Origin of the sequence: Pseudomonas sp. SWRI22, from assembly GCF_014268395.2 — a bacterium.
In the GTDB taxonomy this organism is placed as follows: Bacteria; Pseudomonadota; Gammaproteobacteria; order Pseudomonadales; family Pseudomonadaceae; genus Aquipseudomonas; species Aquipseudomonas paracarnis.
Genome location: NZ_JABWQK020000003.1, coordinates 465,225 through 486,965 on the forward strand (window position 1 = coordinate 465,225; position 21,741 = coordinate 486,965).

The window sequence follows — 21,741 nt, forward strand, 5'->3', positions numbered from 1 at the left end:
CCTCTTCGGTGCACTGTCCGGGTTGTTCGACACCAAGAAGCGGCGCGTCCGTGCCCAAACCCTGCGGGAAGTGGAGTTACAGGAAGCGCCGTAGCATACATGACCCCACTCTATCGAGGGAAACCCTGATTGCGCGCCAAGGGCCGTCTGTCGCGGCACCGGGCAGGCGCAGCAACGGGGGCTACGCTGTTTAGTGGGGAGCAAGTATTTCTTCAATGAGGTGAGGGGATGGTTGAATCGCAGCGAACTTTAACGAAACCGCAGTTGTATGAAGGATTGATCGACCGTTTGGGTCGGGCATTGGACGCCGCAAGAACCGCAGGCCGATTGCGTGATGAACGGCCTCTGGAGCTGGAGTTGCGAGGCTTGAGCCAGGCGGAGCTTGAATTGATCAAGAACTATCTGGCGTTGAATCACGACCGCGCCTCCCATGGGCAGGCTTCCCCGCCTGCTCATTCGGCCAAGGTCATCTGGCTCAAAGACCTGGCGACCGGCCGCGGGCCAGAGAACTTCCGCTCCGTGCGGTGCAAGTGAGCCCCGCGTTATCCGTTAGCGTTATCAAAATGTTGTCGGTAAGGATTGTTGCAAAACCCCGATGCATCTAGGCTTCGGGCATCTTTGGAGATGCCCGATGCCTTTTCGTTATTTCATTAAACAACTGTTGTTGCCGCCCGGTATTTTTCTGCTGTTGTTGGCGTGTGCCTGGTGGTTTCGCCGCAGCCGTCCGCGCCTGGCGGGCTTGTGCTTTGCCCTGGGGCTGGGCGGAATGTGGTTGATCAGCCTGCCAGTGATGGTGCAATGGGGCGCCCGTGCCCTGGAGACAGAGCCGCCTTTGGCCCGGGAAGACTGGGCCACCCTGGCCCAGCGTGCCGATGCGATTGTGGTGCTGGGCTCGGGGCGCGAGCGTGGAGATATTGCGTGGGGCAGCGACCAGCCCACCGGTATTGGCCTGGAACGTGAGCGTTTTGCCGCGCGGCTGGCCAAGGCATCCGGTTTGCCAGTGCTGACCAGCGGCGGCTTGCACTACGGCACGCCGCCCAGTGAGGCCGAGCTGATGGCCGTGTCGATGCAGGATGACTTCGGTGTCACCGTGCGCTGGAAAGAAGAGCGCAGCCGTACTACCTGGGAAAACGCCCAGATGAGCGCCGAGATTTTGTTGCCGCAAGGCATCAAGCGTGTAGTGGTAGTGACCCAGGCCTGGCACATGCCGCGTTCGGTGTGGAGTTTTGAAAAGGCCGGCTTCACCGTGGTGCCGGGGCCGGTGGGCTTTTTGGGTGTCGACCATGGCCGACCGCTGGGTGGCTGGATGCCGGAGGTCAAGGCGGTGTGGCAAAGCGGGCAGTTGATCAATGAAGCGGTGGGGCAGGTGGGGTATAGGTTGTTCTACCGATAGGTGCAACACAGGAGATCAAATGTAGCAGCTGGCTTGCCTGCGATGGCGGTGGGTCAGTGAGCACTCAGGGCACTGATACACCGCCATCGCAGGCAAGCCAGCTCCCACAGGTCAGACCGTTTTGGCCATCCGAGCCGCCAACAGCGCCCAGCCAAAGAGCAGCACACACACAATGATCAACGGCCACGAACGCCATTGCAGGTACGGCGTGAGGTTATGCATCGGCACCACCTCCCCATAGAGAATGCCACGCTCGAACTGCGGGATCTGCGCGGTGATCTGCCCAAACGGGTTGATCAGCCCGGTCACGCCGTTGTTGGTGGCGCGGATCATCCAGCGGCCAGCCTCCAGCGCACGCATTTGCGCCATTTGCAGGTGCTGCAGCGGGCCGATGGAGCGGCCGAACCAGGTGTCGTTGCTGATAGTCAGCAGCAGGTCGCTCTGGGCCGACAGGCCGGCGGCGAATTCGGGGTACACCACTTCATAGCAAATGAACGGCGCAATCTGATAACCCTTGGCCTGCAGCATGGCCTGGTCAGAAGGGCCGCGGGCGAAGTCCGACATGGGCAGGTCGAAGAAGGCAATCAGCCCGCGCAGCATGTCCTGCAGCGGAACGTACTCGCCAAACGGCACCAGTTTTTGCTTGAGGTAGGTGCCGTCGCCTTCGCCGACCACGGTGATGCCGTTGAAGTAGCGCTTCTGGTGGTGCACTTCCTGGCGAATCGGTACCCCAGTGATCAACGCGCTGTCCCGGTCGGCGGCAAACTTGCCCATCATGCCCAGGTAGCCCTCCACGGACTCCTTGAGCACCGGCACGGCAGTTTCCGGCCAGACCAGCAGGTCGACGCGCTTGGAACTCAGGCTCATGTCGCGGTACAGCGCCAACTGTGCATTGAGCTGGTCCGGGTCCCACTTCATGCTTTGCTCGACGTTGCCCTGAATCGCAGCCACGCTCAGGGGCGCACCAGACGGCGATGTCCAGGCGTGATGCTTGAGTGCCAGGCCAATCGCCCAGGGCGCAACCAGCAATAACAGGCCCGCGCCGATGAAGGCATTGCGCTTACTGGCCAGCAGGCGCGGCAGGTTGCACAGCAATGCGGCAGTGAGCGCGAGGGCGAAGGAAATCAGCCACATCCCACCCAATGGCGCGAGGCCGGTCAACGGCCCATCGAGTTGACTGTAACCGGAGTACAACCACGGGAAACCGGTAAGGAACCAGCCACGAAAGGCTTCCTGGCCGACCCACAACGCGGCGAACGTCAATGCATCCGCCAGTGGTGCTTCGTTACGGCGCAACCAGCGCGCCCATAGCCAGGCGGGCAGGGCAAAGAACCAGGCGATGGCGGCGGTGAACAGCAGCATCAGGAACCCCGCCAGCAGCACCGAAGCGCCGCCGAAGTGGTGGATGCTGTAGTAGATCCAACTGGTGCCGGCACCAAACAGGCCGAAGCCGAAACACCAGCCACGGCCCAGGGCCTGGCGGGGTGTCAGCTCCCGCAGGCCGATATAGAACAGGCCGACCGCTACCAGCGCCAACGGCCAGATATCGAACGGCGCCAGCGCCAGGGTTGTGATGGCGCCGGCCACCACGGCCAGCAAGTTACCGGGCCAGCCGGGTGAGGTGAGACGGCGCATGTCAGTCCTTAGCGGGCGATGGGTGTCAAACGGATCAGATGGATACGACGGCTATCAGCATTGAGGATGCGGAAGCGATAGGCGCCGATCTCGGTGGTTTCATTACGCTTGGGCAGGTGCCCGAACGCACTCATCACCAGGCCGCCGACGGTGTCGAACTCATCGTCCGAAAACTCGCTGTCGAAGAACTCGTTGAAGTTCTCGATGGGCGTCAGCGCCTTGATCAGGAAGTCACCGCTGGGCAGCGGCTTGATGTAGCTGTCTTCTTCGACGTCGTGCTCGTCTTCGATGTCGCCGACGATCTGCTCCAGCACGTCCTCGATGGTGACCAGGCCGGCCACGCCGCCGTATTCGTCAATCACAATGGCCATGTGATTGTGGTTGGCGCGGAACTCGCGCAGCAGCACATTCAGGCGCTTGGACTCGGGCACGAAGGTGGCCGGGCGCAGCAGGTCCTTGATGTTGAAGCTGTCGCCATTCTCCTTGAGGATCAACGGCAGCAGGTCCTTGGCCAGCAGGACACCCATGACGTCGTCATGGCTTTCACCGATCACCGGGTAGCGCGAATGCGCCGAGTCGATCACGGCCGGGAGGAATTCCCGTGGGGTCTGGGTCGCCTTGATGCTGATCATCTGCGAGCGCGGGACCATGATGTCACGTACTTGCAGGTCAGCCACCTGGATGGCGCCCTCGACGATGGCCAGCGCTTCGCTGTCCAGCAACTTGTTCTGGTGTGCATCGCGCAGCAGCTCCAAGAGCTCCTGGCGGTTTTTCGGCTCGTGGGCAAAAGCCTGGGTCAGTTTACCCAGCCATGACTTCTGCCCGTTGCTCGATCGGTCTTCGCTCATAGCGATTACTCTAAATCCTTTGATATGACAGTTTAGTGTTGATCAGCTTTCATCGTCTGCATATGGGTCGCGGTGACCCAGTTCTGCAAGCAACGTTCGTTCCAGTGCTTCCATTTCCTCGGCTTCGTCATCGTCTATATGGTCGTAACCCAAGAGATGCAAGCAGCCGTGGATGACTAGATGGGCCCAATGGGCCTCAAGTTCCTTGCCTTGTTCCGCCGCTTCTCGCTCGACCACCGCGACGCAGATCACCAGGTCGCCCAGCAGCGGGATATCCAGCAATTCGTCGGGCACGTCGGCGGGGAAGGACAGCACGTTGGTCGCGTAGTCTTTCTGGCGCCAGGTGTGGTTCAGCTCACGGCCTTCGGCCTCGTCCACCAGACGAATGGTCAGCTCCGAGTCAGCGGTGCGCTGGCGCAAAGCCAGTTCACACCATTGGCGGAACTGGGCTTCGCTGGGGGCGGGCGCGTCGGTGGCCAGTTGCAGGTCTAGCTCAAGCATCGTGGCGAGCGTCCTTGGCGGGCGCGTCGTCGCGGTGTTCGAAACGCTCATAGGCTTCGACAATGCGCTGCACCAGCGGGTGGCGCACCACGTCCTTGGGCATGAAGTGCGTGAAGCTGATACCCGGCACGTCCTTGAGCACCTCGATCACCTGGCCCAGGCCCGACTTGGTGCCCTTGGGCAGGTCGACCTGGGTGATGTCGCCCGTGATCACGGCAGTGGAGCCGAAACCGATACGGGTGAGGAACATCTTCATTTGCTCGACGGTGGTGTTCTGGCTTTCGTCGAGAATGATGAAGCTGTTGTTGAGCGTACGGCCACGCATGTAGGCCAGCGGGGCGATCTCGATCACCTGGCGCTCGATCAGCTTGGCCACGTATTCAAAACCGAGCATCTCGTACAGCGCATCGTAGAGCGGGCGCAGGTACGGGTCGATCTTCTGGGCCAGATCGCCGGGCAGGAAACCGAGCTTTTCGCCGGCCTCGACCGCTGGGCGCACCAGCAGGATACGCCGCACTTGCTCGCGCTCCAGGGCGTCGACGGCGCAGGCCACCGCGAGGTAGGTCTTGCCGGTACCGGCCGGGCCGATGCCGAAGTTGATGTCGTTGCCCAGGATTTCCTTGACGTACTTCTGCTGATTCAAGCCGCGTGGGCGAATCATGCCTTTTTTGGTACGCAAGGCTACGCTGGCTTCGGCCACCGGGTTATTGGCCAGGTCTTCCACAGCCGACTCCTGCAGGTACAGGTGCACGGTCTCCGGCGACAGCTCGCTACCCTTGGTTTCGCGGTAGAGACGGCGCAGCAGGTTTTCTGCAGACGTGGTGTGTTGGGGTTCACCAATGAGCTCGAACTGATTGCCGCGGTTGCGGATCTCGATGCTCAGGCGTTGTTCGATCAGGCGCAGGTGCTCGTCGAACTGTCCGCACAGGTTGGCGAAACGGCGAGCCTCAAAAGGCTCGAGGATAAAACGATGGGGTTCTGCTATGGGTGCGTTCAAGGTTGCTTTTAGCCGCCCTTTGGCTGATGAGGTGAGAGAGAGAATAACGCCAGGCGCTGGTGTGCGAAAGCACTTAAATAGCCTGGCCCCACTCTCGATAACCCTGAAGAACCCCTGTGGGAGCTGGCTTTCCTGCTGTAGGAGCGAGCTTGCTCGCGAAAAACGTCAACGATAATGCGTGTTTGCTGAATGAGCGCGGCGCCGGTGAGTTTTTCGCGAGCAAGCTCGCTCCTACAAAAAAGCCTTAACTGACTGGCATTAAGGCAAGCCAGCTCCCACATTTTGATCTTCATCCGGTCAGCGAGATCAGTTGATCAACGAGCCGCGCAACGAGTGTGGCTGCGCCGCATCAATGTGCACATCGGCAAACTGGCCGATCAGCGTGGGATTGTCGCAGCGGAAGTTGACGATTCGGTTGTTCTCGGTACGACCCTGCAATTCACCCGGGTCTTTCTTCGAATAATCGGTCACCAGAATGCGCTGGATCGAACCGACCATTTGTCGGCTGATTTCGAAGCCCTGCTGATTGAGGCGATGTTGCAGCGCGTTCAAACGCTCTTTTTTCAACGCCTCCGGGGTTTCATCCAGCAGGTCGGCAGCCGGGGTGCCAGGGCGCTGGCTGTAGACGAACGAGTAGGAGAAGTCGAAACCCACGTCTTCGATCAGCTTCATGGTCTGCTGGAAGTCTTTCTCGGTTTCGCCCGGGAAGCCGACGATAAAGTCCGAACTGATGCAGATGCCCGGCACGGCGGCGCGAAGTTTGCGCAGTTTGGATTTGTATTCCAGTGCGGTGTGGTTGCGCTTCATCGCCGAGAGAATGCGGTCCGAACCCGATTGCACCGGCAAGTGCAGGTGCTTGACCAGCTCTGGTACTTCGGCGTGGGCCTGGATCAGGCTGTCGGAAAACTCCAGCGGGTGCGAGGTGGTGTAGCGGATGCGCTCGATGCCATCGACGGCGGCGACCACGCGGATCAATTCCGCCAGGTCGGCCAGGCGGCCGTCATCGGTCTGGCCACGGTAGCCGTTGACGTTCTGACCCAGCAGGGTGACTTCGCGCACGCCGTTTTCAGCCAGGTGGATGATTTCCGACAGCACATCGTCAAACGGCCGGCTGACTTCTTCGCCACGGGTGTAAGGCACTACGCAGAAGGTGCAGTACTTGCTGCAGCCTTCCATCACCGACACATAGGCGCTCGGCCCATCGATGCGCGGTTCGGGCAGATGGTCAAATTTTTCGATTTCGGGGAACGACACGTCAACCTGCGGCAGCTTGGTGATACGTGCTGCGTCGATCATCTCGGGCAAGCGGTGCAGGGTTTGCGGGCCGAACACCACATCGACATAGGGCGCGCGGTCGCGGATCGCGGCGCCTTCCTGGCTGGCCACGCAACCGCCGACGGCGATCACCATGTCCGGGTTGGCCAGTTTCAATTCGCGCCAGCGGCCCAGCTGCGAATACACACGGTCCTGGGCCCGCTCGCGGATCGAGCAGGTATTGAGCAGGATCACGTCGGCATCTTCGGCGCGGGCAGTGACTTCCAGGGCCTGGTGTTCGCCCAGCAAGTCGACCATGCGCGAGCTGTCGTACTCGTTCATCTGGCAACCGTGGGTTTCGATGTAAAGCTTCTTGGCCATGGGAATCGTCAACTGGTGGTAAAGAACCGCGCATTATAGGGGGCATGCCCATTGGTTCCTAGCGCTGTGCATCGGGTGCCATGCTATAGTTCGCGCCCTCTTTTATATCCCCATGTGTTGTTCGCCCACCATGACCAAACGTGAAGCTCCAATCTATAAGGTGATTTTCCTCAACCAGGGCCAGGTGTTCGAAATGTACGCCAAGCAGATCTATCAAAGTGATCTGTGGGGCTTCCTGGAGGTGGAAGAGTTCGTCTTTGGCGAGCGCACCCAGTTGGTGGTCGATCCGGGCGAAGAAAAGCTCAAGGCCCAGTTCGAAGGTGTGGTGCGCAGCTTTGTGCCGATGCATTCGATTGTGCGCATCGATGAAGTCGAGCGCCTGGGGACGCCGAAGATCAGTGAGGCTCGGGGCATGAGCAATGTGATGCCGTTTCCGATGCCGATGCCTGAGAAGTAGGGCTTTAGACCGAGGGGTGCCTATCGCAGGCAAGCCAGCTCCCACACTCGACCGCGTTTCAATGCTGGAATGCGGTCCACTGTGGGAGCTGGCTTGCCTGCGATAGCGATGTAAGGTCTACAAAAAATCAGGGAAGGGGTGAGAACGGCGAACGCCCATCAGCACTCTGCAATTCTTGCAGGTAGTTGCGGAAAATCTGCCCCAGCACCTGGGTTGCCACTTCCAGTTCATCGCGCTGCATGTGCTCGGCGACTTCGTCGGCAGTGTCCAGTGCGTCTTCGGCGCCGTTGACCGCGGCCATTTTCAGCACGATGTACGCCTGGACGTTGTTGGCCGGCACGCCTTCGCCTTTGAAGAACATGTTGCCCAACTGGTATTGCGCCTGGGCGTGGCCCTGCAGCGAGGCTTTCTCGAAGTAGCTCAACGCTTTGTTGAGGTCAACGGCCGGGTTCTTGCTGTCGTGGTAGTACTCGCCCAACTCGTATTGCGCTTGCGCATCCCCTTCCTCGGCCTGTTTCTGGCACGCGCTCAGGGCTTCGGCCTGGCTCTCTGGCTGGGTATTGAGGGTGCAACGACCCATCGCTGGGATTAACAACGAGTTGCCGCCGGCCTGGGCATGTGCCAGTAGCGGTTGAAGGAGCAACAGGCAGCCCAGAACCAGGGTGCGGCCGGTGCGTTTCATGGGAATCGACTTACCTCTGACGGGGCGCGCGGACCCTCCAGGGAGTCCAATAAGCGCGCATTATGAAATAAGCAGGCCTCTGCTTACAAAGTCTTTACTCGTTTTTCTGCTGCTTGGGCAAGTTATCTGCCGGATTGCAGGGCAATTCTCGAAAAAACCAGGAATTCTCTGTAAGCAAAGTAGCAAATCTGACGCTGCCAGGGGCAACGTCAGAGGTTGCCGTCACTTATTTCAGGGCCGCGAACGCGCGCTCGGCAGCCTCCAGAGTCAATTTCAGTTCGGCTTCGCCATGGGCGATCGAAGTGAAGCCGGCTTCAAAGGCGCTCGGTGCCAGGTACACGCCGCCTTCGAGCATCAGATGGAAGAAGCGCTTGAACAACTCGGCATCGCTGCCCATCACGTCATCGAAGGTGACGATATCGTCGGCGCCGCTGAAGTACAGGCCGAACATGCCACCGGCCTGGGTGGTCACAAACGGGATGCCGGCGGCATCGGCGCGCTGTTGCAGGCCGTCGAGCAGGCGTGTGGTGTAGTCGGTCAGCTCGGCGTGGAAGCCCGGGCGGCTGATCAGGCGCAGGGTGGTCAGGCCGGCGGCCATTGCCAGCGGGTTACCCGACAAGGTGCCTGCCTGGTATACCGGGCCGAGCGGGGCGATGTGTTGCATGATCTCGCGCTTGCCGCCGAAGCAGCCTACCGGCATGCCGCCGCCGATGATCTTGCCGAAGGTGCTCAGGTCTGGCGTGACGCCATAGTAAGCCTGGGCGCCACCGAGGGCGACCCGGAAACCGGTCATCACTTCGTCAAAAATCAGCACCACGCCATGCTTGTCGCACTGCTCGCGCAGGCCCTCAAGGAAACCCGGGGCCGGTGGAACGCAGTTCATGTTGCCGGCGACTGGCTCGACGATGATGCAGGCAACGTCCTGGCCGACTTCGCTGAGCATCTGCTCGACGGCCGCGATGTCGTTGAACGGCAAGGTCAGGGTGTGCTTGGCGAACGCCGCAGGTACGCCAGCGGAATTGGGTACGCCTTGGGTCAGCGCGCCGGAGCCGGCTTTTACCAGCAGGCTGTCGGAGTGCCCGTGGTAGCAACCTTCGAACTTGATGATGTTGTCGCGGCCGGTGAAACCACGGGCCAGGCGGATCGCGCTCATGGTGGCTTCGGTGCCGGAGCTGACCATGCGCACCATTTCCATCGACGGCACGATCGAGCAGACCAGGTCGGCCATCTCGGTTTCCATCGCGGTCGGGGCGCCGTAGGACAAGCCGTGCTGCAGTTGCTGGCGCACCGCGTCCAGCACGTCCGGATGGCTGTGGCCGAGGATCATCGGGCCCCAGGAGCCGACATAGTCGACATAGCGCTTGTCGTCTTCATCGGTGACGTAGGCGCCTTCGGCATGCTTGAAGAACAACGGCGTGCCGCCCACGCTCTTGAACGCACGCACGGGGGAGTTCACACCGCCGGGGATGTGTTTCTGGGCGTTGACAAACAGGGTTTCGGAACGGGACATGATCGGGCTCTCTAAACTGAAGATTTAAGAAGATGGTTGAACGCACGGGCGCGGCGAGTGACTTCCTGGGTGCTATCGGCACCGAACAGGCCATGGACCACGGCGAGCAGGTCGGCCCCGTGGGCCACCAGCGGTTCGGCGTTTTCCAGGGTGACGCCGCCGATCACGCAGATCGGCAGGTGCAGGCGCTTGCGGGCCTGGGCCAGCATGTCAACGGTGGCGGCAGGTGCGCCGGGTTTGGTCGTGGAATTGAAGAAGCGGCCGAAGGCCACGTAGCTGGCGCCTTCTTTGGCGGCCTGTTCGGCCAGTTCGATCTGGCTGTGACAGGTGGCGCCGATGATCGCCTTGGCGCCGAGCAATGCCCGGGCCGAGGTCAGCGGGCCGTCGGTCTGGCCCAGGTGCACGCCGACGCCCAGGCGCGCGGCCAGTTCGGCATCGTCGTTGATGATCAATTGGGTCTTGTAGCGTGAGCACAGTTCGTACAGCTTTTCGGCTTCACGCAGGCGCCGTGCCTCGTCGCTGCTTTTGTCGCGGTACTGCAACAGGGTGACGCCACCGTCCAGCGCCGCCTCGACGTAGGCGAGGAATTTGCCGGCCAACAGCTGGCTGTCGGTAATGGCGTAAAGGCCGCGTAGTTTCATCGGGCAAACCCCTTGCTGACGAGCGATAAGTTACGAGCAGAAATCCAGCGGCAATCGGCGCGGCACGAACTGGCCCTGGCCGAGTTGTTCGGCATCACGCAGGGTACGCCACGTGTAGTTGAGGGCCGATTGCACGGCGCTGGCCAGGCCTTCACCCTGGGCAATGCGCCCGGCCAGCGCACTGGCCAAGGTGCAACCCGAGCCGTGATAACTACCGGGCAAGCGCTGGCAGGTAAAGGTCTGGCGCGTGCCGTCGCGGCTGTACAGGCGATTGTGCACTTCGTGCTCATCGCCATGGCCGCCGGTGATGAGCAGGTGCTTGATGTACGGCAGCAGCTTCTCGGCGCAGTCGTCGGCGCTGCCGTCGGGCAGTTCCGCGAGGATGCGCGCTTCTGGCAGGTTGGGGGTGGCAATCAATGACAGGGGCAGCAGCCGCTCGCGCATCGCATAACCGACCTCGTCCTTGCCCAGGCTACCGCCGCCGCCGGCGCGCAGCACCGGGTCGCAGACCACCGGCAAATGCGGGTGCGCCTGCAGCAGTTCGACCACGGTGTCGACCATCGCAGTGGAGCCGAGCATGCCCAGCTTGACCGCCGCGACTTCAGAGTCGCCGAGCACGGCATTGGCCTGGGCCAGTACCCACTCACGGTCAAGCACGCGGAAATCACTGACATTGACGGTGTTCTGCACGGTCAGCGCGGTGACGGCCGGGGCCGCGTGGCAACCCTGGGCGAGCAGGGCTTCGATATCTGCCTGCAGGCCGGCGCCACCACTGGGATCGTGGCCGGAGAGACAGAGGACAACGGGGCGAGAACTGTAGATATTCATGGTGCGCGAGCTTACCACCAAACGCTTTTTGCGTGGCTGCCTGGCGATGGCAGAAGTTTGCTGCTGCAGCGTCGCTTTGCGTGGCCGAACGCTGCAACGCAGTGGTCTGAAAGCATTGCGCTAGAGCTGTTCTAAAAAAAGTTCCGGCAGTGGCTAATGGCTTTTACTGGCTATGCTAAAGTGCATCCCAATAACTTACTGTATCGCCGGTGTACGTCTTCTCAAAAGGAATGGGGGGCTTTTGACACAACCGGACCAGGCTACGCTGGGGCTCTATGCGCTATTTGCTGATGTTTATATTGTGCGGGCTACCGATGCTCGCCGGCGCTGTCGAGTTCAACCAGGACACGCGCAGCCTCCCGTTGGGCCGGGTCATGCAAGTGCTCGAAGACCCAACCGATACCCTCACCATCGCCGATGTCAGTTCCCCCGCCTATGCCGCCCAATTCAAGACCCACGACAAAGACACGCTCAATGCCGGCTATTCACGCTCGGTGTTCTGGCTGAAGGTCAACCTGCACTACACCGCCAAAGATCCCCGCGCACCGCGCACCTGGTTTCTGGAGCTGGCCTACCCGCCGCTCAATCGCCTGGACCTCTACCAGAACGACGGCACCGGCCACTACCGCCTCACCGCCCGCACCGGCAGCGCATTGCCGTTTTCCAGCCGTGAGGTGAGCCAGAGCAACTACCTGTTCAAGCTCAGCTTCTTGCCCGACCAGCAACAAACCGTCTACCTGCGCTTGCAAAGCCAAGGCTCCATCCAGGCACCGCTGACGTTGTGGGCGGGCACCGCCTACATGGAAGAGCAACCGTTGCGTTTGTACGTGCTCGGCGCCATCTACGGTGTGTTGCTGGGCATGCTGATCTACAACCTGTTCATCTACCTGAGCGTACGCGACACCAGCTACCTCTATTACATCTTCTATATCGCTTCGTTCGGCTTGTATCAGCTGTCGGTCAATGGCGTTGCGGTGGAGTACTTCTGGCCGAACAACCCCTGGTGGGCGAATGCCGCGGTTCCCTTCCTGATCGGCTCGGCGGCCTTGTTCGGCAGCCTGTTCGCGCGCAGTTTCCTGCACACTGCGCAGCACAGTCGCTGGCTCAACCGCATCCTGCTGGCGCTGGCGGCCTGTGGCGGGTTGGTGATGGCACTGGCGCTGTTGACGAGTTACGCTGTGGCCCTGCGCCTGGCCACTGCGCTGGCGCTGGTGTTTACCGTGACCATCTTCGTAGCGGCCATCAAGGCCTGGTATTGCGGGCAGCGCATGGCGCGTTATTTCATCATCGCCTGGTCGGCCTTCCTGCTCGGCGGGGTGATCAATACCCTGATGGTGCTGGGTTATCTGCCTAACGTGTTCCTGACCATGTATGCCAGCCAGCTCGGCTCAGCCATTGAAGTGGCGCTGTTGTCCCTGGCCCTGGCTGACCGCATCAACGGCATGCGCGAACAGCAGGCGCAGATTCTCCTCGATGCCAGCCAGAAGCTGGAAGCGCTCAACCAGCAACTGGCTCGCAGCAATCGCCTCAAAGACGAATTTCTCGCCACCCTGACCCACGAATTGCGCACGCCGATGAACGGTGTGATCGGCTCTTTGGAACTGATGCAAACCGTGCCTTTGGACGATGACCTGACGCAGTACCAGCAAACCGCCGCCGGCTCGGCGCGGGACATGATGCGCATGGTCAACGGCATCCTCACTCTCACCGAGTTGCAGGCCGGTCGCCTGGTGGCCCAGCCGCAAGTGTTCAGCCTGCGCGGCGAGCTCGATACCTTGCGCCAGCAGTTCACCGGCAGCGCCCAGGCCAAGGGGCTGGCGTTCTCCATTGACGTCGCGGATGAGCTGCCAGACCGGCTCATCGGCGATGCCCAAAAGTTGCGTCAGTGCCTGGATTGCCTGCTCGACAATGCGTTCAAATTCACCCACGTCGGCGCGGTTCGTTTGCGTGTGGTGGGCGTGCCGCAAGGGGATGGGACCTTGCACTTGAGCTTTATCGTCACCGACACCGGTATCGGCTTTGCCTTTCTCGATGAGGCCACGTTGTATCAGCGTTTCTTTCAGTTGGACGGCTCGATGACGCGTGAATACGGCGGCCTGGGCATTGGCCTGGCGATTTGCCGGCAGTTGATCGAACTGCTGGGCGGGCGCCTGACCCATCATTCGGAGCCCCGTAAAGGCAGCCGCTTCCAGTTGGAAATGGACGTCAGCGCCGTGCCGCAGCAGGTGACGCCGGCCGCGCAGGCTTTGCCTGCACAGCGTGCGCCTCAGGAATGCACGGTGCTGTTGGTGGACGACAACAGCGTGGGCCAGTTGGCGGTGCGTGGCATGTTGCTCAAGCTCGGTTACCGGGTCAAAACCGTAGACAGCGGCCCGGCGGCGCTCGCTGCATTGCAGGGGCACAGCTTCGACGCCGTGCTGCTGGATGTGCCAGAGGGTGGCTTTTCGTTGTGCTGCCAGATTCGCGCATTGCCCGGCTGTGGTGAATTGCCGGTGATCGCCCTGAGTGCTTCGCCCAATGGGCCGGAGCGTGAGCGCTGCCATGGCATTGGCATGACGGACCGACTGGCCAAACCGGTGCGTTTCGACGCCTTGCAGGCGGCACTTGAACGTAGCGTGCTGTGCGCGGATGAGGGTGAAAGCGCCGAACATTCGGCGCGTATGCCACTTTTTTAAGGTCTTGCACGGTGCTTAACTGAATTCCGGGCCACTGTTCATACGGCCTTTTTTCCAGGAGGCCCGTCATGAACCTGCATCAGTTTGCCGAAACCCACGACGTCACCAACCAGCCACCGTCCCTGGACGGCACTAACCTGTATCGCATCGACTTGCCTTTGCAGGAATGGTCACGCCGCTTCGGCGCCGGTTGGGCACAAGCGCGCATTGATGCCTACGGTGCGCTGGCCGGTGGGCCGTTGATGGCAGCCGGGTTCCTGGCCAACCAGAACAAACCGGTGTTCAGTAGCCATGACCGTTACGGCCATCGTATCGACCTGGTGGAGTTTCACCCGGCTTATCACGAGTTGATGCGCACCGCCGTCGAGCATGGCCTGCCGTCGTTGCCGTGGGCCCATCCGCAGCCTGGCGCCCATGTGGCGCGTGCGGCGATGACCTACCTGCATAGCCAGGCCGAAGCCGGCAGCGGCTGCCCGCTGACCATGACCTTCGCCTGCGTTCCGGCCCTGCGCCTGCAACCGGAGCTGGCGGACCTCTGGCTGCCTAAAGTGCTCAATACTCACTACGACCCGCGCAATGTCGGCATCGCCCACAAGGCCGGCGTTACTATCGGCATGGCCATGACCGAGAAGCAGGGCGGCACCGACGTGCGCGCCAATACCACTCGCGCTTATCCCGTGGGCGCGGGTGGCCCCGGCCAAGCCTACGAACTGGTGGGGCATAAGTGGTTCTGCTCGGCACCAATGTGCGATGGCTTCCTGACCCTGGCCCAGACCGATAAGGGTCTGACCTGTTTTTTGCTGCCCCGGCACCGCCCGGATGACACGCGCAACGAGTTCTATATCCAGCGCTTGAAGAACAAACTCGGCAACTGCTCCAACGCCTCCAGCGAAGTGGAATTTCGCGGCGCCCTGGCGTGGATGGTCGGTGAAGAAGGCCGCGGCGTTCCCACCATCATCGAAATGGTCGCCATGACCCGCTTCGATTGCATGGTCGGCTCCAGCGCCTTGATGCGCCAGGCGCTGACCCAGGCCAGCCATCACTGCGCCCATCGCCAGGTGGGTGGCCGCGAGCTCAGCGAGCAGCCGCTGATGCAGAACGTGCTGGCCGACCTGGCCCTGGAAAGCGAAGCGGCCCTGGCCTTGAGCCTGCGCATGGGGCGCGCCCTGGATCATCTTGATGATGAACATGAAGCCAAGTTCGCCCGGCTGGTCACGGCGGTGGGCAAGTATTGGATCTGCAAGCGAGCGCCGGCGATGATCAACGAAGCCGCCGAATGCATGGGCGGCGCCGGGTACGTGGAAGACAGCATCCTGCCGCGTCTTTACCGTGAGGCACCGGTTAACTCCACGTGGGAAGGCTCTGGCAATGTGCAATGCCTGGACGTGCTGCGTGCGTTGTCCAAAGAGCCGGGTGTGCTGGAGGTGCTGTTTGTGGAGCTGGGGGATGGCCATGGCGACAAACAGCTGGCGCGGCATATCGAGCAGTTGAAGGCGGCGTTCATGGACACCCAGGATATCCAGTATCGGGCACGGCAACTGACCGAGGACATTGCCCTGGCGTTGCAGGCCAAGTTGTTGTTGGAGGCGGGTAATGCGGCGGTGAGCGACGGGTTTATCGCCAGTCGGTTGGGTGAGTCGTCGGGGCGGGTATATGGCACCTTGCCGCGTGGGATGGATGTGCAAGCTATTGTCGCCCGCTCAACCCCACAATCCCTCTGAATAAACACAGTCAAATGTGGGAGCTGGCTTGCCTGCGATAGCGGTGGTCCAGCCAGCAATTATGTGGCTGATAGACCGCTATCGCAGGCAAGCCAGCTCCCACCTATCAAAGCATTCCACTTCCGGTGTTTCGGTGAGGCCTGGATACAGGCAAGATAAAGGCCTGCAAGTCAGAACACAGGATGCTTACCGTGACCGAAGCTTTTGTTGTCGTTAAAACCGCCGAAGAAGCCGTGGACCGGCTGGCGGCGCTGCATGAGCGTGCGACTGGCGCGCTCAACCAAGCGCTCAAGCAATACCTCAAGGACCGCGTCGAACCCGACGCCGCTCAACGCGCACTGTTTCGCTACCCGGAACTGCGCCTGACCTACCACTGCCACGGCGAAGTCCCACAGACCACTCGGGCGTATGCCAAGGTGCAACTGCCGGGTACCTACAGCGTCACCGTGACCCACCCGGCCGCGTTCCGTAAGTACCTGCTGGAGCAACTGGTGCCGCTGATGCACGACTTCACCGTGACCGTGGAAGTGGGCGTCAGCCAGCAGAACATCCCGTACCCCTATGTGGTGGAGCAGGGTGATGAACTGGCCGGCTCCGGCGTCACCGCCGCGACCCTAGCTCGTGTATTCCCCAGTACCGACCTGTCCGCCGCCACCGACGGCATTGCCGATGGCCTGTACGACTGGGAAAACACCGACCCACTGCCCCTGGCCCTGTTCGATGCCGCCCGCGTGGACTTTTCCCTGCGTCGCCTGGTGCATTACACCGGCAGCGACTGGCGCCATGTGCAGCCGTGGATCCTGCTGACCAACTACCACCGCTACGTGGACCAGTTCATCCTGCATGGCTTGGAGCAACTGCGCAGCGACCCGCGGTTTATCCGTATGGTGCTGCCCGGCAACGTGGTGATCGACAAGAGCATGGACCACGGCGAAGCCTCGGCCATTGCCGCCGGCGTGGTCTGGCACCGCTACCAGATGCCGGCGTATCACCTGCAGGCCACTGACGGCCACGGCGTGACCTTGGTGAACATCGGCGTAGGCCCGTCCAACGCCAAGAACATCACCGACCACTTGGCCGTACTACGCCCGCATTGCTGGCTGATGATCGGCCACTGCGGCGGCCTGCGCCAATCCCAGACCATCGGCGACTACGTACTGGCCCACGCCTATATGCGCCGCGACGGGATTCTCGACCGCGTGGTACCGCCGAACATCCCTATTCCGGCCCTGGCCGAAGTGCAGTTGGCGCTTCAGCAGGCGGCTGCCAAGGTCACTGGCGAAAAAGGCGAAGAGCTGAAAAAACGCCTGCGCACCGGTACCGTGCTGACCTATGACGACCGGAACTGGGAACTGCGCTGGGCCCAGGAGCGGCCGCTGATCAACCTGTCCCGTGCCGTGGCCGTGGACATGGAAAGCGGCACCATCGCCGCCCAGGGTTACCGTTTGCGCGTGCCTTACGGCACCTTGTTGTGCGTATCCGACAAGCCGCTGCACAGCGAGATCAAGCTGCCGGGTTCGGCCAACGCTTTCTATGAGCGTGCGGTCAGCCAGCACTTGAAGATCGGCATCGAGGCGGTCGACCTGTTGCGCACCGAACTCAACTCCCTGCACTCGCGCAAACTGCGCAGCTTCGACGAGCCGCCGTTCCGCTAAGCGGTTGGGATGGTCATTTAGCGGTCAGGCCACTAGCATTGTCGGTCCTGACCGTTAGATGTTCCTTTGCCATGTCCCGTCCTACCCGTCCCGATTCGCGCCGCCCTGGCGTGAAACCACCACACTCTGCCGCTCGCCGCGTTGCCAAGGCGCCACCGGCCGAGCCCAAGTTGATCCTGTTCAATAAACCCTTCGATGTGCTGACCCAGTTCAGCGACGAAGGTGGGCGCGCCACCCTCAAGGATTTTATTGATATCCCCGGCATTTACCCGGCAGGGCGCCTGGACCGTGACAGCGAGGGCCTGCTGCTGTTGACCAACGACGGTCAGCTCCAGGCGCGCATCGCTGACCCCAAGCACAAGCTGGCGAAAACTTACTGGGTGCAGGTGGAAGGCGAGCCGACTGAAGAGCAGCTGCAACGCCTGCGTGAAGGCGTGGAACTCAACGACGGCATGACCTTGCCGGCCGAGGCGCGGCAACTGGATGAGCCGGCATTATGGCCGCGCAACCCGCCGGTACGCTTTCGCAAAAGCGTGCCGACGTATTGGCTGGAGTTGGTGATTCGTGAAGGGCGCAACCGTCAGGTACGGCGCATGACCGCAGCAGTGGGCTTGCCGACGCTGCGCCTGGTGCGCGTGCGTATTGGTGAGTGGTCGATCGATGGCCTGGATCAAGGCCAGTGGAAGGCAGTGCCGGCGCGCTTATAAGGCGCCGGATTCAATCAGGCCGATCACCACGCTCTTGATGATGAACGCCGCCACGCCCAGGCCCAGCACGAAAAACAGGATGAACGAACCAAAGCGCCCGGCCTTGGATTTCTTTGCCAGGTCCCAGACGATGAAACCCATGAAAATGATGAGGATAGTGACCAGGCCGGTCATCATCCATTCTTCAAACAGGGCGGGGTCGATGTTGTTCATGGGGCTCTTCCGACAAGACAAGCGAGCAGTATACGGCAGCGTCACAGACGCAACATTGACCTGAGTCCTGCGCGGTCAAACTGTGGGGGCCTGATGCCATTGTAGGAGCGAGCTTGCTCGCGAAAAACTCACAGACGCCGCGTTCATTCAGGAGGCACGGGTTATCGTTAACGTTTTTCGCGAGCAAGCTCGCTCCTACAGTTGAGCATCGTTGTTCTCAGGTCCGCAGGTGGGTCAGGGGCAGTTCGGTGCTGTTCAATACCTGATTGAGCACGAAGCTGGAACGCACGCTGGTCACGCCTTCAATCCGCGTCAGGTGGCCCAGCAGCAGCTTCTGATAATGGTCCATGTCAGGCACCACCACCTTCAACTGATAGTCCGCATCCATGCCGGTCACCAAACTGCACTCCAGCACTTGCGGCAGGGTGCGGATGGCGGCTTCGAAATTCTCGAAGCGCTCCGGCGTGTGTCGGTCCATGCCGATCAATACATAAGCGGTAAGGCTCAGGCCGAGCATCTTGCGGTCGAGCAGGGCGACCTGGCGGGCGATGTAGCCGTCGTCTTCCAACTGCTTGACCCGGCGTGAGCAGGGCGAAGGCGACAGGCCGATGCGTTCGGCCAGCTCCTGGTTGGAGATCCTCGCGTCGCGCTGCAATTCCGCCAGAATACTCAGGTCGTATCGGTCAAGCTTGCTCATTGGGTTGGCCTTTGTCGTAACTATTGCGGTGAATTATCCATGAAGGGTTAAAAATTGCGCAAGCACTGTTTATTGACGCAATCTTCGCAATCCTCTGCCCGCCCGGCACGCCTATGATTACCAACAGAATCACCGCCTGGACAACAGTCCACAGCAGCGCGCCCAATCAGGCCCGTTGCGGCCGCCGCCCCAGCAGGGTTGAGCCGGCCTCCAGGCTGCACACTGTCCACAAGACGGCGTGAGGTGAGCCAACGTCAAAAGCGTTGAGCACGGACGAAATTCTCAAGGGGTGGCCGACGGGTCACCCCTTTTTCTTTGTGCGCGTTTTGCCTTCAGAAAATAGTTCTCGTGACTGATAACCTGTCTCAGAACCGGGCGAGGCTTTTCCAGTCTCATGATCAAGCCCCAATCCGCAGTGAGGAAAAGCATGAAGCGCATCTGGCGTATGGCAGGTGTTGGTTTGCTGGTGGTCAGCGTCGGCTCCCAGGCGATAGCCGAGGAACGCGATAACTCACCGGGCCAGGGGCAACGGCCTGAGCACAATCAGCCACGCCCACAAAACCCGCAGGGTGATCGTGGCGGCCAGCACGAGGGCGGCCAATGGCAAGGTCGGCCTCAAGGTCATGAGCCGGGGCGACCGGCACCGCAACCGCAACCCTCCAATAACCTGCCGATCCAGGGCCGGCCCGATACCGTGCGCCAGACCCAGGAGCCGCGCCAGGGTTATTACCGTGATATTCCCAGACGCCCCGACGATAACCGGCATTGGGAGGCCGGCGGCCCCGGTTCGCGTCCGAGTAACGATCGCCCCGGTGATAACCGCTGGCCAGGCCGCCCCGACGGGCATGGCAATGGCTGGGGCCCTGGCCCGCAGCATCGCCCTGGATATGTCATCGACCGTTTCCCCGATCGCAATTACCGCGTGCCTTACCGTGGCCAGGACTACTTTTTCTCCGGCGGCTACTGGTATCGCCCCCAAGGCCCACGCTACGTGGTGGTGACGCCGCCCTATGGCATTCGCGTGCATTACCTGCCGGACTACGCACGTGAAGTGTGGGTAGGCGGCTCGCTGTTGTTCCTCGCCGCAGGCGCCTATTACGCCTACGAGCAAAGCACCCAGCAATACGTGGTGGTGCAGCCGCCGGCGCAGGTGCCGTCACCCCAGCCAGCGCCGCAAGGCAACGGCTATGACGTAGAGGCATATCCTGCCAATGGCCAGTCCCCGGCCCAGGTGCAGCAGGACGGCTACGACTGTTATCGCTGGGCGGTGCAACAAAGTGGCTTCGACCCGCGCACCGTTACCTACGCCCCGGACCCTGCGGTAGTACAAACCTACCGCCAGGCCCAAGGCAACTGCCTGGGCAGTCGTGGGTATCAGGTGCAGCAGTAGCAGCGGCAAGCTTCAAGCTTCAAGCTTGTCACTTGAAGCTTGTAGCTGATCCACCGGATCCGCATGCACCAGCACTTCGGCCTTCGGATATTCGCGGTGGATGGCATCGGCGGCCTGGTCGCTGATGCCGTGGGCCACCGACAGGGTCAATTCCCCCGGCAACTCCAGATGCAACTGCACAAACCAGTGGTTACCGGAAACCCGCGTGCGCAAGTCGTGGGCCCCCAGCACGCCGGGTACGCCACGGGCCAGTTCGAGCATGTGCTGGCTGACATCCGGCGGAAGCTCTTCGTCCATCAACACCGCAAAGCTTTCCCGGGCGATCTGGATCGCGCTCCACAGAATGTAGGCGGCGATCCCCAGGCCAAACCAGGCGTCGACCTGATGAAAGCCAAAACCTGCCAACACCAGCGCAATCAGGATGCTGCCATTGAGCAGCAAGTCCGAGCGGTAATGCAGCGAGTCGGCGCGCACCGCATTGGAGCCGGTCTCGCGCACCACGCGGTGTTGCAGCACCAGCAGGGCCACGGTCAGCGCCAGGGACAAGATAATCACGCCGATACTCAACCACGGTGCGCCAACCGGCTCTGGGTGCTTGAGCCGTTCATAGGCCTGGAGCGCAATCAGCACCGCACTGCCCGCGATAAACAAGGCCTGCGCCATCCCCGCCAGCGACTCCGCCTTGCCGTGCCCATAACGGTGATCGTCATCGGCCGGGCGCAGGGCGTAATGCACTGCCAGCAAATTCAACAGCGAAGTGACGCCGTCGAGCAGTGAGTCGGTCAGCCCGGCGAGCATGCTCACCGAGCCGCTGAGCCACCAGGCGATGGCCTTGGTCACAATCAACACACAGGCCACGCCCACCGAGGCGCGGGTGGCCAGGCGCAAGAGCCTTGCGTGTTCGGGGCTGCTGGTCATGAGCTGTCCTTACGCGGCAGGCTGCAGGCCCAGGGCCGCCAGTTGCTGCACGCTGCCCTTGAACTGGATCAGGCGCGGGTCATCCAGCGGCAAGGTGCGGCCGGTTTCCTTCTGGATGATGCTTTGCAGCTTGGCGTTATCGACCGTGCCGTCGGCGCCGATGGCTTCGTGCAGTTTCTCGGGGGCGACCTGGGCGGTCTTGCCCGGTTCGAAGTAAATGGCGCCCGTGGCGAAGTCGACACCGAAGGCGATCAGGCCGGGGATCACATAAAACAACAGGCCGAGGGCATCGAGTACCGCGATGGTTGGGTCGATCTTGCCGTCGATCTGGCCACGGCGGTCGGGGTAGAAAATCGACCCACAGGCGGTGAGTTGGCTCAGCAGGGTGACGGCGAGGACACCGCCGATGACACGGGAAGCGATACGCATGAAAAAGTCTCCTGAACAGATTTAAGGGTGACTATAAGCCAGATCGGCCAGGCGCCGATGAATCCATGTGGGAGCTGGCTTGCCTGCGATAGCGTCGGCTCGGGGAATACAGTGGCAACTGTCATACCGCTATCGCAGGCAAGCCAGCTCCGACCTTTGACTGCATTCCCAGTCCCAAGAGTGGCTGTTTTTGAGACCCGCATCGGCAT

At 61.4% G+C, this 21,741-nt stretch carries 21 protein-coding genes; 8 read left to right on the forward strand and 13 right to left on the reverse strand.

The genetic code is table 11. From position 1 onward, the window contains the following. Positions 1 to 228 precede the first annotated feature (228 nt). Both HU730_RS25175 and HU730_RS25180 read left to right on the forward strand, forming a co-directional pair. Entirely contained in the window at positions 229 to 534 is a 306-nt protein-coding gene (locus tag HU730_RS25175) for a hypothetical protein (protein ID WP_020301951.1), read from the forward strand. A gap of 97 nt (positions 535 to 631) precedes the next feature. After that, complete coding sequence (locus HU730_RS25180) at positions 632 to 1,393, forward strand: YdcF family protein (protein WP_034126912.1); 762 nt, start codon at positions 632 to 634, stop codon at positions 1,391 to 1,393. Positions 1,394 to 1,504: 111 nt separating this feature from the next. Here HU730_RS25180 and lnt read toward each other — a convergent pair whose 3' ends face one another. From lnt to miaB, 5 genes are all read right to left on the reverse strand, one after another. Continuing rightward, positions 1,505 to 3,028, reverse strand: coding sequence for an apolipoprotein N-acyltransferase (gene lnt, locus HU730_RS25185; RefSeq protein ID WP_034126913.1), 1,524 nt, complete (start codon positions 3,026 to 3,028; stop codon positions 1,505 to 1,507). Positions 3,029 to 3,036: 8 nt separating this feature from the next. Continuing rightward, on the reverse strand, positions 3,037 to 3,876 hold the full coding sequence (locus tag HU730_RS25190) for an HlyC/CorC family transporter (RefSeq protein ID WP_003194444.1): 840 nt from the start codon (positions 3,874 to 3,876) through the stop codon (positions 3,037 to 3,039). Positions 3,877 to 3,918: 42 nt separating this feature from the next. Next, a complete protein-coding gene (gene ybeY, locus HU730_RS25195; RefSeq protein ID WP_003194442.1) occupies positions 3,919 to 4,377 on the reverse strand; it encodes an rRNA maturation RNase YbeY in 459 nt (152 codons plus the stop codon). Further along, entirely contained in the window at positions 4,370 to 5,374 is a 1,005-nt protein-coding gene (locus HU730_RS25200; RefSeq protein ID WP_019818064.1) for a PhoH family protein, read from the reverse strand. The genes ybeY and HU730_RS25200 overlap by 8 nt, the downstream gene beginning before the upstream one ends. Positions 5,375 to 5,680: 306 nt before the next feature. Next, positions 5,681 to 7,009: a tRNA (N6-isopentenyl adenosine(37)-C2)-methylthiotransferase MiaB gene (miaB, locus tag HU730_RS25205; RefSeq protein WP_014720071.1), complete on the reverse strand. Its 1,329-nt coding sequence runs from the start codon at positions 7,007 to 7,009 to the stop codon at positions 5,681 to 5,683. Between the two features lie 130 nt (positions 7,010 to 7,139). On the opposite strand from miaB, the gene HU730_RS25210 reads away from it, so the two are divergent. Beyond that, positions 7,140 to 7,466 carry a DUF1820 family protein gene (locus HU730_RS25210; protein ID WP_003215457.1) on the forward strand — a complete coding sequence of 109 codons (327 nt, stop codon included), beginning with the start codon at positions 7,140 to 7,142 and terminating at the stop codon, positions 7,464 to 7,466. A 127-nt stretch (positions 7,467 to 7,593) separates the two neighbouring features. Here the strand turns inward: HU730_RS25210 and HU730_RS25215 are convergent, their stop codons facing one another. The 4 genes from HU730_RS25215 to HU730_RS25230 all read right to left on the reverse strand — a co-directional run bounded on the left by HU730_RS25215 (position 7,594) and on the right by HU730_RS25230 (position 11,127). Then, positions 7,594 to 8,148 (reverse strand): tetratricopeptide repeat protein, encoded by a 555-nt coding sequence (locus HU730_RS25215; protein ID WP_034126914.1) that lies wholly within the window; start codon positions 8,146 to 8,148, stop codon positions 7,594 to 7,596. A 226-nt stretch (positions 8,149 to 8,374) separates the two neighbouring features. Then, the gene (hemL, locus tag HU730_RS25220) at positions 8,375 to 9,658 is read right to left on the reverse strand and encodes a glutamate-1-semialdehyde 2,1-aminomutase (protein ID WP_186527217.1); all 1,284 of its coding nucleotides are present in this window, start codon (positions 9,656 to 9,658) and stop codon (positions 8,375 to 8,377) included. A gap of 11 nt (positions 9,659 to 9,669) precedes the next feature. Beyond that, positions 9,670 to 10,299, reverse strand: a complete 630-nt coding sequence (thiE, locus tag HU730_RS25225; RefSeq protein WP_034126916.1) for a thiamine phosphate synthase — start codon at positions 10,297 to 10,299, stop codon at positions 9,670 to 9,672. 30 nt (positions 10,300 to 10,329) lie between these two features. Next, positions 10,330 to 11,127 carry a hydroxymethylpyrimidine/phosphomethylpyrimidine kinase gene (locus HU730_RS25230; protein ID WP_060764047.1) on the reverse strand — a complete coding sequence of 266 codons (798 nt, stop codon included), beginning with the start codon at positions 11,125 to 11,127 and terminating at the stop codon, positions 10,330 to 10,332. 275 nt (positions 11,128 to 11,402) lie between these two features. Here HU730_RS25230 and HU730_RS25235 point away from each other — a divergent pair, with 275 nt between their 5' ends. From HU730_RS25235 to HU730_RS25250, 4 genes are all read left to right on the forward strand, one after another. Further along, positions 11,403 to 13,802 carry a hybrid sensor histidine kinase/response regulator gene (locus tag HU730_RS25235; RefSeq protein WP_186527218.1) on the forward strand — a complete coding sequence of 800 codons (2,400 nt, stop codon included), beginning with the start codon at positions 11,403 to 11,405 and terminating at the stop codon, positions 13,800 to 13,802. 68 nt (positions 13,803 to 13,870) lie between these two features. Next, positions 13,871 to 15,523, forward strand: a complete 1,653-nt coding sequence (locus HU730_RS25240) for an acyl-CoA dehydrogenase family protein (RefSeq protein ID WP_060764049.1) — start codon at positions 13,871 to 13,873, stop codon at positions 15,521 to 15,523. A gap of 182 nt (positions 15,524 to 15,705) precedes the next feature. Further along, on the forward strand, positions 15,706 to 17,178 hold the full coding sequence (gene amn / locus HU730_RS25245; protein ID WP_153475217.1) for an AMP nucleosidase: 1,473 nt from the start codon (positions 15,706 to 15,708) through the stop codon (positions 17,176 to 17,178). Positions 17,179 to 17,249: 71 nt separating this feature from the next. Further along, positions 17,250 to 17,885 carry a pseudouridine synthase gene (locus HU730_RS25250; RefSeq protein WP_254914196.1) on the forward strand — a complete coding sequence of 212 codons (636 nt, stop codon included), beginning with the start codon at positions 17,250 to 17,252 and terminating at the stop codon, positions 17,883 to 17,885. Here HU730_RS25250 and HU730_RS25255 read toward each other — a convergent pair. Both HU730_RS25255 and HU730_RS25260 read right to left on the reverse strand, forming a co-directional pair. Continuing rightward, a complete protein-coding gene (locus HU730_RS25255) occupies positions 17,880 to 18,089 on the reverse strand; it encodes a DUF2788 domain-containing protein (RefSeq protein ID WP_025999909.1) in 210 nt (69 codons plus the stop codon). The two genes, HU730_RS25250 and HU730_RS25255, sit on opposite strands and share 6 nt — an antisense overlap. 226 nt (positions 18,090 to 18,315) lie before the next feature. Further along, positions 18,316 to 18,795: an Lrp/AsnC family transcriptional regulator gene (locus HU730_RS25260; protein ID WP_003194418.1), complete on the reverse strand. Its 480-nt coding sequence runs from the start codon at positions 18,793 to 18,795 to the stop codon at positions 18,316 to 18,318. Between the two features lie 427 nt (positions 18,796 to 19,222). Here HU730_RS25260 and HU730_RS25265 point away from each other — a divergent pair, with 427 nt between their 5' ends. Then, the gene (locus tag HU730_RS25265; protein ID WP_186527219.1) at positions 19,223 to 20,185 is read left to right on the forward strand and encodes a DUF6515 family protein; all 963 of its coding nucleotides are present in this window, start codon (positions 19,223 to 19,225) and stop codon (positions 20,183 to 20,185) included. A 12-nt stretch (positions 20,186 to 20,197) separates the two neighbouring features. On the opposite strand, the gene HU730_RS25270 is transcribed toward HU730_RS25265, so the two are convergent. Both HU730_RS25270 and HU730_RS25275 read right to left on the reverse strand, forming a co-directional pair. Then, the gene (locus tag HU730_RS25270) at positions 20,198 to 21,103 is read right to left on the reverse strand and encodes a cation diffusion facilitator family transporter (protein WP_034126922.1); all 906 of its coding nucleotides are present in this window, start codon (positions 21,101 to 21,103) and stop codon (positions 20,198 to 20,200) included. Positions 21,104 to 21,112: 9 nt separating this feature from the next. Continuing rightward, entirely contained in the window at positions 21,113 to 21,532 is a 420-nt protein-coding gene (locus HU730_RS25275) for a hypothetical protein (RefSeq protein ID WP_003194410.1), read from the reverse strand. Positions 21,533 to 21,741 lie beyond the last annotated feature (209 nt).

Coding starts and splice junctions, on each gene's coding strand:
- HU730_RS25175 (WP_020301951.1), top strand. CDS start 229: ATGGTTGAATCGCAGCGAACTTTAACGAAACCGCAGTTGTATGAAGGA.
- HU730_RS25180 (WP_034126912.1), top strand. CDS start 632: ATGCCTTTTCGTTATTTCATTAAACAACTGTTGTTGCCGCCCGGTATT.
- lnt (WP_034126913.1), bottom strand. CDS start 3,028: ATGCGCCGTCTCACCTCACCCGGCTGGCCCGGTAACTTGCTGGCCGTG.
- HU730_RS25190 (WP_003194444.1), bottom strand. CDS start 3,876: ATGAGCGAAGACCGATCGAGCAACGGGCAGAAGTCATGGCTGGGTAAA.
- ybeY (WP_003194442.1), bottom strand. CDS start 4,377: ATGCTTGAGCTAGACCTGCAACTGGCCACCGACGCGCCCGCCCCCAGC.
- miaB (WP_014720071.1), bottom strand. CDS start 7,009: ATGGCCAAGAAGCTTTACATCGAAACCCACGGTTGCCAGATGAACGAG.
- HU730_RS25210 (WP_003215457.1), top strand. CDS start 7,140: ATGACCAAACGTGAAGCTCCAATCTATAAGGTGATTTTCCTCAACCAG.
- HU730_RS25215 (WP_034126914.1), bottom strand. CDS start 8,148: ATGAAACGCACCGGCCGCACCCTGGTTCTGGGCTGCCTGTTGCTCCTT.
- hemL (WP_186527217.1), bottom strand. CDS start 9,658: ATGTCCCGTTCCGAAACCCTGTTTGTCAACGCCCAGAAACACATCCCC.
- thiE (WP_034126916.1), bottom strand. CDS start 10,299: ATGAAACTACGCGGCCTTTACGCCATTACCGACAGCCAGCTGTTGGCC.
- HU730_RS25230 (WP_060764047.1), bottom strand. CDS start 11,127: ATGAATATCTACAGTTCTCGCCCCGTTGTCCTCTGTCTCTCCGGCCAC.
- HU730_RS25235 (WP_186527218.1), top strand. CDS start 11,403: ATGCGCTATTTGCTGATGTTTATATTGTGCGGGCTACCGATGCTCGCC.
- HU730_RS25240 (WP_060764049.1), top strand. CDS start 13,871: ATGAACCTGCATCAGTTTGCCGAAACCCACGACGTCACCAACCAGCCA.
- amn (WP_153475217.1), top strand. CDS start 15,706: ATGCTTACCGTGACCGAAGCTTTTGTTGTCGTTAAAACCGCCGAAGAA.
- HU730_RS25250 (WP_254914196.1), top strand. CDS start 17,250: ATGTCCCGTCCTACCCGTCCCGATTCGCGCCGCCCTGGCGTGAAACCA.
- HU730_RS25260 (WP_003194418.1), bottom strand. CDS start 18,795: ATGAGCAAGCTTGACCGATACGACCTGAGTATTCTGGCGGAATTGCAG.
- HU730_RS25265 (WP_186527219.1), top strand. CDS start 19,223: ATGAAGCGCATCTGGCGTATGGCAGGTGTTGGTTTGCTGGTGGTCAGC.
- HU730_RS25270 (WP_034126922.1), bottom strand. CDS start 21,103: ATGACCAGCAGCCCCGAACACGCAAGGCTCTTGCGCCTGGCCACCCGC.
- HU730_RS25275 (WP_003194410.1), bottom strand. CDS start 21,532: ATGCGTATCGCTTCCCGTGTCATCGGCGGTGTCCTCGCCGTCACCCTG.